The organism is Geodermatophilus amargosae, from assembly GCF_900116515.1.
GTDB lineage: Bacteria > Actinomycetota > Actinomycetes > Mycobacteriales > Geodermatophilaceae > Geodermatophilus > Geodermatophilus amargosae.
The window spans coordinates 1-7,165 of the sequence record NZ_FPBA01000053.1 but is presented as its reverse complement, the minus strand read 5'-3'; the positions used below and the strand labels follow the sequence as shown (position 1 = coordinate 7,165).

The window sequence follows — 7,165 nt, the reverse complement described above, 5'->3', positions numbered from 1 at the left end:
AGCCGAGGCGCTCTTGAGGATCGCGTTCGCTCGGCGCAGCTCGCGGTTCTCCCGCTCCAGCTCGACCAACCGTGCCCGCTCATCGGTCGTCAGGCCTGGTGCGTTGCCGTCGTCGATGCGGGTCTGCTGCACCCAGTTCCGCAGCGAGTCCGGCACGATCCCCAGCTGCTCACCGACCCGCTTGCAGGCGGCGTTGACGCTCAGCTTCTCCGGCCCCTCCACCAGATCGAGGGCGAAGCGGATCGCCCGCTCACGCAGCTCGTCGGGGTACTTCCTCGGTGCCGCCATGACTTCCATCCTTCGGTGATTGGAAGCCTCCATCAATCCCGGGGCGGTTCAAGCAGCATGAGCCGACACAAATGACGACCCTTCCTGTCGACTGAGCTCTTCGGCTCGTCTTGTGTAGCTTGGGCAGCTTCGACGGTCACGTGTACCGAAGCGCCGAATGGGGAAGCGGGAGCGGCGGAGTCTGGGTTTGCCGTGAGCGTAGTGAAGGGGAAAGCCCGACCCCAGCAGGTTCGGCCGGACTGACATCGGCAGACAATTCTAGCCAGCAGTCGGTCAGTCGCGTCGATCGTGGTTGCGCATCGAGATCAAGGCCTACGCGCGCGAGAGCCCAAAATTCCGCGCATCTTACGTGAGCCCGATAGGGATACTTCGGAGGTGCCCCTGGTGGACGCACGTCGCTCCTGTTATGCAACGTCGCTCCTATTATGCAGAGCGAGATGAGCCGTCACGGATGTGACGAGGCTTCAGGATGCGAGCACCGACGAGCCGATCTGGTGTCGCCGTCTCCTGATCGCTTCCCGAGCACCCCTCGACTGCCGGGAACGCCGGCGATGTAGCACATTTCAGTCGATCTGATGGGGGTGACTGGTTGCCGGTACCTCACCGCTGGTGGGCGGCACCGCACTGCGCGGCGTCACGGCGGCACATCGCCATGGGCCAGCTGCTTCATCATCGCGGTTTTCTGCCCGACCTCCTCGCGCAACGCGGTCAGCCGGGCGTGCTCGTCGCGCAGCCAGAACACCCCGAGCAGGAAGCCAGCCGCCAGCAGAACGAGTGCCGTGAACACCGTGAGCAGGAAAACCACCACCGGTTGCCCCCCCGCGTCGCGTGTCCTGGCCCGTGTGCCGGTCCAGGTTCATCCGGTACAGCTAGCCCGCCTGGTGCAGATACTCGTCGAGCGCGCCGAACTCCGCCAACCGCGCCACTTGGCCGTGGGCGCCCTCTCGCTGCCTGATGGGCACGTATCAGCTGCTCTTGAGCCCGTGCTAGGTCACCCAGATCCGCAACGAGTACGACAAGGGCGCCCCAGGCGTCCTCAACGGCAGCCAGGGCGTCGGCACCGCCATCGACGCCGCCAAGCAGCCCCACCGTCGTCACCGACGAGACGAGGTGATCGACCACGACTCTCGGGGAAGCCCGACGAGTTGGTGCACGCCTACGCCATCACCGTCCACCGGGAGCCGGGCAGCGAATAGCCCTGCGTCGTCATCCCGATCACCACCAGCGCCTGGATGCTGCGCCGCAACCGACCCCGGCATCGAGCGACTCGTCGTCCTGATCGGCCCGGGCTCAGCTCCCTTGGCGGCAGCGAGCGGCGTTGCGACCCTGGACTTGAGTGACGGAGGTGAGCTGTGGACGGTGGGCCCGGCTTGCTCCTTCCAGCCAGCGCCGACGGCCGGACCCGTGTCCGGGTGATGACCACAGGGTCCAAGACGGTCGGCGCAGCTTGCCTCGACCCGACCACCGCCGCGCCCTCTGCGTGCCGGGGACAAGATTGCAGCCGCTCAGGTTGTAGCTATCCAGCCCTGTCTTTGCGATGCTCACTGGGCGAAAGCGATGCCAAGTCCAGGATGCCAAGCCAACGTTTGCGCCCCGTGAACAAACGTACGACCGAAGGCGGCCGGTATGACAACATCAATTCGCATGGCTGGGCGAGTGATTGAGCTGCTCGTTACCAGAGACGCAGTCAACATTGTCTTGGACAACGATCCCGCCGTTGGCCCGAAACAGAACCGGTGGATCTTACGGAATGACCATCAGAATTACAATGCACTCTATTCCCTAGTCCTCGCAGCCGCGGCCAATCGCTGGCCTCTGGTGATTAGAATCGCGGGTGACGGACCGATAGACCCAAAGCAGGAGGCAGAGGTAGCCTTCATCGGCGTTGCATGGGAAAGGTAGCACCTCAGTACTTACGATTAGTGCGCCTAATCATTACACATGCCAGCAGCACTCTCTCCGTACCGCGTCTTGGCGATAGGGCTATCTCATGAGCAATAATCTACCGGCCTTTCGGTTTTTTGCTGACTCCCGTTCTCCCCAGCTGGGGCGTGATTACGATGCTGAGATACATCGATATCGGGCCGCATACATCGAGCCGGCCGGTTACGGCCTGACGGTTGACGCCTTTCCTGGCGCCGACGTCATAGAGGTCATTGACGACCCGGAGCCTCAGCAAGGGGGCCCAGGGAGGCAAGAACCGATCATAATCAAGCGGTTAAGAGTTCCCGCGGACACAGTGGCTTTTGACTTCACCATCAGGCGCAGCAACGGAGGATTCGACAGGAACGTAATCAAGAAGATAGACAGACTTGAAGGAGTCATCAATGAAGCCCAGCCGGATCCACCCTGGAGTTTGAGCGTCACCGTCCCCATGCAGGGCACCTACCACTGCACTATACGGCTTCGTAATAGGTCCGGGAATGGGCCTACTGGCCAGGCCTCCCTTATACTCCGCGACCACCTCGTGGTTGGACTTGGTGAGTCTTTTGCTTCCGGCGAAGGCAACCCCGACAAATCCGGCCAAGTTGACCAGCTAGGCGCCGCGCGATGTGAGGCTGCGAGCTTAAGAATTACAGTCCATGGACTGGACAAAGCGGGCGTTTCTATGCGCCGGAGCGCAGCTTGGCTAGAGCCTGAGGCACACCGATCACTTCGATCAGGGCAAGCGCGCGGCGCTAAGGCGGCACAGGACCTGAGTAACGGCCGAGTGATTACATTTCTATCCTTCGCTACGTCTAGCGCCCAGATAGAACGAGGTCTATTTGATTCGCAGCATCCCAAGTGGCAGGCTACCGGTCAGATTGAGGAGGCCAGAAAGGCGGTAGGCAATGCACCCATCGATGCAGTGTTGCTGTCGATAGGTGGCAATGACGTTGGATTCTCCGGTGGCCTCCAGGAACTTGCGGCTGACTTCCAGGGCGGCGGTCTTGACAAGATGGTTCGTGACACCCGTCGAAGGATTCAGGCGCTGGTGCCCAGATTTGACGCCCTGGCATTGCGTTTACAGTCGTTGGTCAATCCACGGAGGGTGTATATCACCGAGTATCCAACTGGTATGTTCGACAAGAAGGACCTTCTGGGCGGTCCCCTGGGAAGACGAGCCGACGGATGCGAGATTTTCGATTCGGGGGCCTACATGAAGGTCTCAAGCGTCGATGCTGCGATGATATTCGAGTTGGCGCATGAACTCAACGACCAGTTACGTCGTGCCGCTGACCAATATGGCTGGACGTATCTCGAAGGGATTGTTGAGGGTTTCGCTGGACATGGTTACTGCACAGATGAGGATGAGCGGTTCTGGGTTCGTGCGGTTGAGTCCTGTAAGAAGCAAGGGGACTATATGGGAACGATGCACCCAAATGAACGTGGCCATGAAATTTACCAAGACGTAATTGCGAGTGCGCTACGTCAACAGTTCACGGGCGGATCGATTGAGCGTTCAGGAAGCTTGGAGCCTATGTTGCACATGATGACATGATCGACCACTAGTTAGTTGTCGGTGCCAGTTCACTAGAGCCCTGCAATGGCCTGGCAGCTTGGAACAACTTTGTTCCGGCATCACCATGGTGCTGAATTCATCGAGAGGAGTCGAGGCGAGGCCGCTTCAATGCAACAGCAACGCCGCAACATCGTCACCCGATAGTTCTGCGGGGGCAGCGCTCGTCGTCGTATCGGATGATGTAGCAGCCGTGCCGGCCGGGGGATTGATTTCCGGGGGATTCGCTTCCATGCCCGTCCGTTCCGCCACGAGCGGTCAAAATACGGCATGCGACGGCAGAGCAAGTCAGCCTACGGTTTACGTCAGTGACCGTTCGATACGCGATGGCCTACCGCTGATGGCGCAACCCTTAAGGGCACATGACCGTGAGAAGATGCGCAAACGGCCTGCGCTGCGCCAGCGCTCAAGGCTTGTTGGGCGCTGCCTGCAGTCTGGTGGGCCTCCGCTCTCGCAGCCCCGGGTTCCTCCGGTTGCTTTCGCTAGTTGATCGCCTACCGTGGTGACTGCGGCCACGCAGGCTCCGGAGAGCACACAAAACCCATGACGTGGCAGGTCTGGCCAGCGATCTCGACCACCTCCTTCAATGGGGTGCGGATCCCTGGTGGGAAACCTTTATTGACGCCGGCAATAGCCGTACCAACCATTCGGCTTAGCCGAGAAACTCCGTTCGCTTGCTCGTCAGGGGAACATCTAGGGCATTCGGCTTCGCAATAATGAGGTCGATCTGATACAGCCCAGCGGCCTCCGGCAGCGGCACCCAGACATCAAGCGTGCCCACATCATCTTCCGTATTTGCAACAAACCAACAGATTGGCATGGCCTGTGCCCAGATCTCTGGAATGACTGTTCCTTCGGCCGGAATAAGCCGCGAGAACAATACGAGCGGCTCATCCAGTAAACCTTGAACTTCAAGATTTACGGCGACGCGGACCCCCAGCAAGTCACGTTTACCCTGCTTCGGTTCATTGCGTACATCTTCAAGCCTAGCGGCAAGCCGTTCGGCGGCCTCGGGCGCAGGAAGGAATTCGCCCTGCGGATCAACTATATCCTGAGCAAAGACCAGAAACCTCGATGCGTCCCCAGGTAGTTCATACTCGCCTAGAACCTGTTCGTTCACCACAATCTCATACTGATTACTGACTTCATTCAGCGGTGGAAGGGTAATAGGTATAACTGTCCGTGAGAGGGGTGTTTCGGACGAGCTGGATGCCGGGCTGCTGGAAGGCGGGCTGCTGGAAGGCGGGCTGCTGGAAGGCGGGCTGCTGGAAGGCGGGCTGCTGGAAGGCGGGCTGCTGGAAGGCGGGCTGCTGGAAGGCGGGCTGGATGCCGGGCTAGAGGACGAACTCGATGGCGCTGAGAGGTCCAGCAACCATGGGAGGCCTCCTGCCGGATTGATGAGTTCCGGTTCAATCTCTATTATGCCCGACGGAGGAATTTGCGCAGTCGCACTATAGTTGCTGAGGGACTCCGGCCAAGTCAAATCAATTGAGTTGATCGATGCTCTGTCCGCAGGATCGGGCGGAGGGCGGAGAGCGATTATTGCGGTAATGGCAGCCGCAAGTGCCCCGGCGGCGATGATTGCAGCACTGACACCGCTCCACCAGCGACGCCACCAAGGTGGTTTGACTGTTGGAGATCGTGTCGACTGGCCTGCCTGTTCAGCCTCAAAGTTCAAGCAACTACACTCCTTTGAGTCGTCCACACAAAATCGCTGCCCTGCTGGCGCACCTAAACGGTGTTGAGCGGCCGAGTGGCCGCAGCGCCGGCATTTCTCGCCCGCCGTTGGCGCTCGTGCTGGCTCGGCTGGAGGAGGTGCGGCGCTGTTCATGATCGCCCCGCCATATCTAATGCTCGCAAGCTAATCATCCCTGTACCCCACCAGTCCCTGAACGGTTACTCCCACAGGCAGTGCTGCAACCGCCTACCAGTGTGTCCTCACCCAGAGGATTCTGTAGTGGTTAGCGCATCAGACGAGCCCGTAGGAGTGGTGCAGGGTGGTGAGGACCACTGCCTCACGGCGCATGTCAGCGACGCGCGCGGTGTCGGGCTGCAAGGTGCCCGGCGGTAGCTGAGGCGACCGCCGCGCGGCTGCGCCGGGAGCCGGGCGAAGCCTCAGGGATCGAGCAAGGCGATGGCGGTGGCGAAGCCGACGCGCTCAGTCGCCTCGGGGAGCGCGCACACTTGGTCGGAATGCTTGCGCGGCTCGGCGGGCAGCGCGTTTGGTGTGCGGTGAAGCTGGTCGGGTCGTGGGGCTCGTTCTTGGCTGGAGGCCAGGCCGGTGACCGCGAGCAGGATCGTGTCCAGGTGCTCGCGTCGGCCGAGGTGTTGGGACAGGGCTCGCCAGTTCTTCAGGTGGCTGATGCTGTGCTCGACGCGGATGCGCTTGCTGGCGTGGGTCCGGCGTTCGGCCTCGTGTGCGACGGGACTGGCGGGCGCTCGTGGTCACGGCCCTCGCCTCGGCGCCAATCGGACGTGGTGCCATCGCCGAGGCCGCCACGCTCAAGACGCCAAAGGAGGGCGGCACGCCGGCACCCGCCGCAGCGCCGGTCGTGGACCCCGAGGAGACGCTGGCCACCGACCTCACCGCCCGAGTACAGGGCGCCATCGCCGCCTCCACCGGGCTGCACGCCGTACCGTCCAGCCTCACCCGGCCGCTGGCCGAGGCGCGCTCCGAGCGTCAGACATCAAGGCCACACGACTTGGGAGCGAAGACATTGGAGTAGGAAATGCTGCCGTCGGCGCGCGTCGCTCGGGTGTAGAGCGGCAAAGAACCGCAGCTGGAGCTGACCGTGCCCAGCGTTAGAGTCCCGTTCTCGTCCACGGTCTGGGTCCCCCACAGCCAGCGGAACCCGCCCTAGTAGTTGATATCCACATCCACCACCTCGTTCGGCTCAAATCCGACCAACGTGAAGGTTGGAGCCATCGGATCGTTGGGGTTCTCAGCGAACGTGAATCCGGGATTTCCTGTAGGGGGCTCTGGTAGTCCCGGACACTGGAACCGTCCTACTTGCTGACCGCCCACCCGGATCGCGTAGGTCTCCCGAGAACGGAGAAGGGTGTTCGAGCCGCTATAAGAGATCGTTTCAAGATGAGCTCGGCGTGCCTCCCGCGGTGATCTGCCCGACCTGCCGAGGCTGTGGTGGGTGATCGAGGAGCTCGTGCCGGATGAGCTGTGGAAGCGGATCGCACCACTGCTCCCACCGCCAAGGCCACGCCGCTATCGCCATCCCGGCCGCCGGCCGATCGATGACCGCGCCGCGTTGGCCGGCATCGTCTTCGTGCTCAAGACCGGGATCACCTGGAACCAGCTGCCCACCTCGCTGGTCGGCTGCTCGGGGGTGACCTGCTGGCGGCGGCTGCGGGACTGGACCGAGG

General features: G+C 61.7%; 6 protein-coding genes. 3 read left to right on the top strand and 3 right to left on the bottom strand.

Annotation, left to right across the window (positions count from 1 at the left end; translation table 11 throughout):
• Window positions 1-288, bottom strand: a 288-nt coding sequence (locus BM414_RS27965; RefSeq protein ID WP_175551892.1) for a transposase, incomplete at its 3' end; no start/stop codon positions are given.
• A 634-nt stretch (window positions 289-922) separates the two neighbouring features.
• Window positions 923-1,096 (bottom strand): hypothetical protein, encoded by a 174-nt coding sequence (locus BM414_RS29945; protein WP_175551891.1) that lies wholly within the window; start codon window positions 1,094-1,096, stop codon window positions 923-925.
• 1,182 nt (window positions 1,097-2,278) lie between these two features.
• Here BM414_RS29945 and BM414_RS31985 point away from each other — a divergent pair.
• The gene (locus BM414_RS31985) at window positions 2,279-3,769 is read left to right on the top strand and encodes a GDSL-type esterase/lipase family protein (RefSeq protein ID WP_093585277.1); all 1,491 of its coding nucleotides are present in this window, start codon (window positions 2,279-2,281) and stop codon (window positions 3,767-3,769) included.
• A 670-nt stretch (window positions 3,770-4,439) separates the two neighbouring features.
• On the opposite strand, the gene BM414_RS29940 is transcribed toward BM414_RS31985, so the two are convergent.
• Window positions 4,440-4,907 carry a hypothetical protein gene (locus BM414_RS29940; RefSeq protein WP_175551889.1) on the bottom strand — a complete coding sequence of 156 codons (468 nt, stop codon included), beginning with the start codon at window positions 4,905-4,907 and terminating at the stop codon, window positions 4,440-4,442.
• Between the two features lie 1,321 nt (window positions 4,908-6,228).
• On the opposite strand from BM414_RS29940, the gene BM414_RS29935 reads away from it, so the two are divergent.
• Window positions 6,229-6,513, top strand: a complete 285-nt coding sequence (locus BM414_RS29935; protein WP_175551888.1) for a hypothetical protein — start codon at window positions 6,229-6,231, stop codon at window positions 6,511-6,513.
• A 420-nt stretch (window positions 6,514-6,933) separates the two neighbouring features.
• On the top strand, window positions 6,934-7,165 hold a 232-nt coding region (locus BM414_RS27945; protein ID WP_139246126.1), incomplete at its 3' end, for a transposase.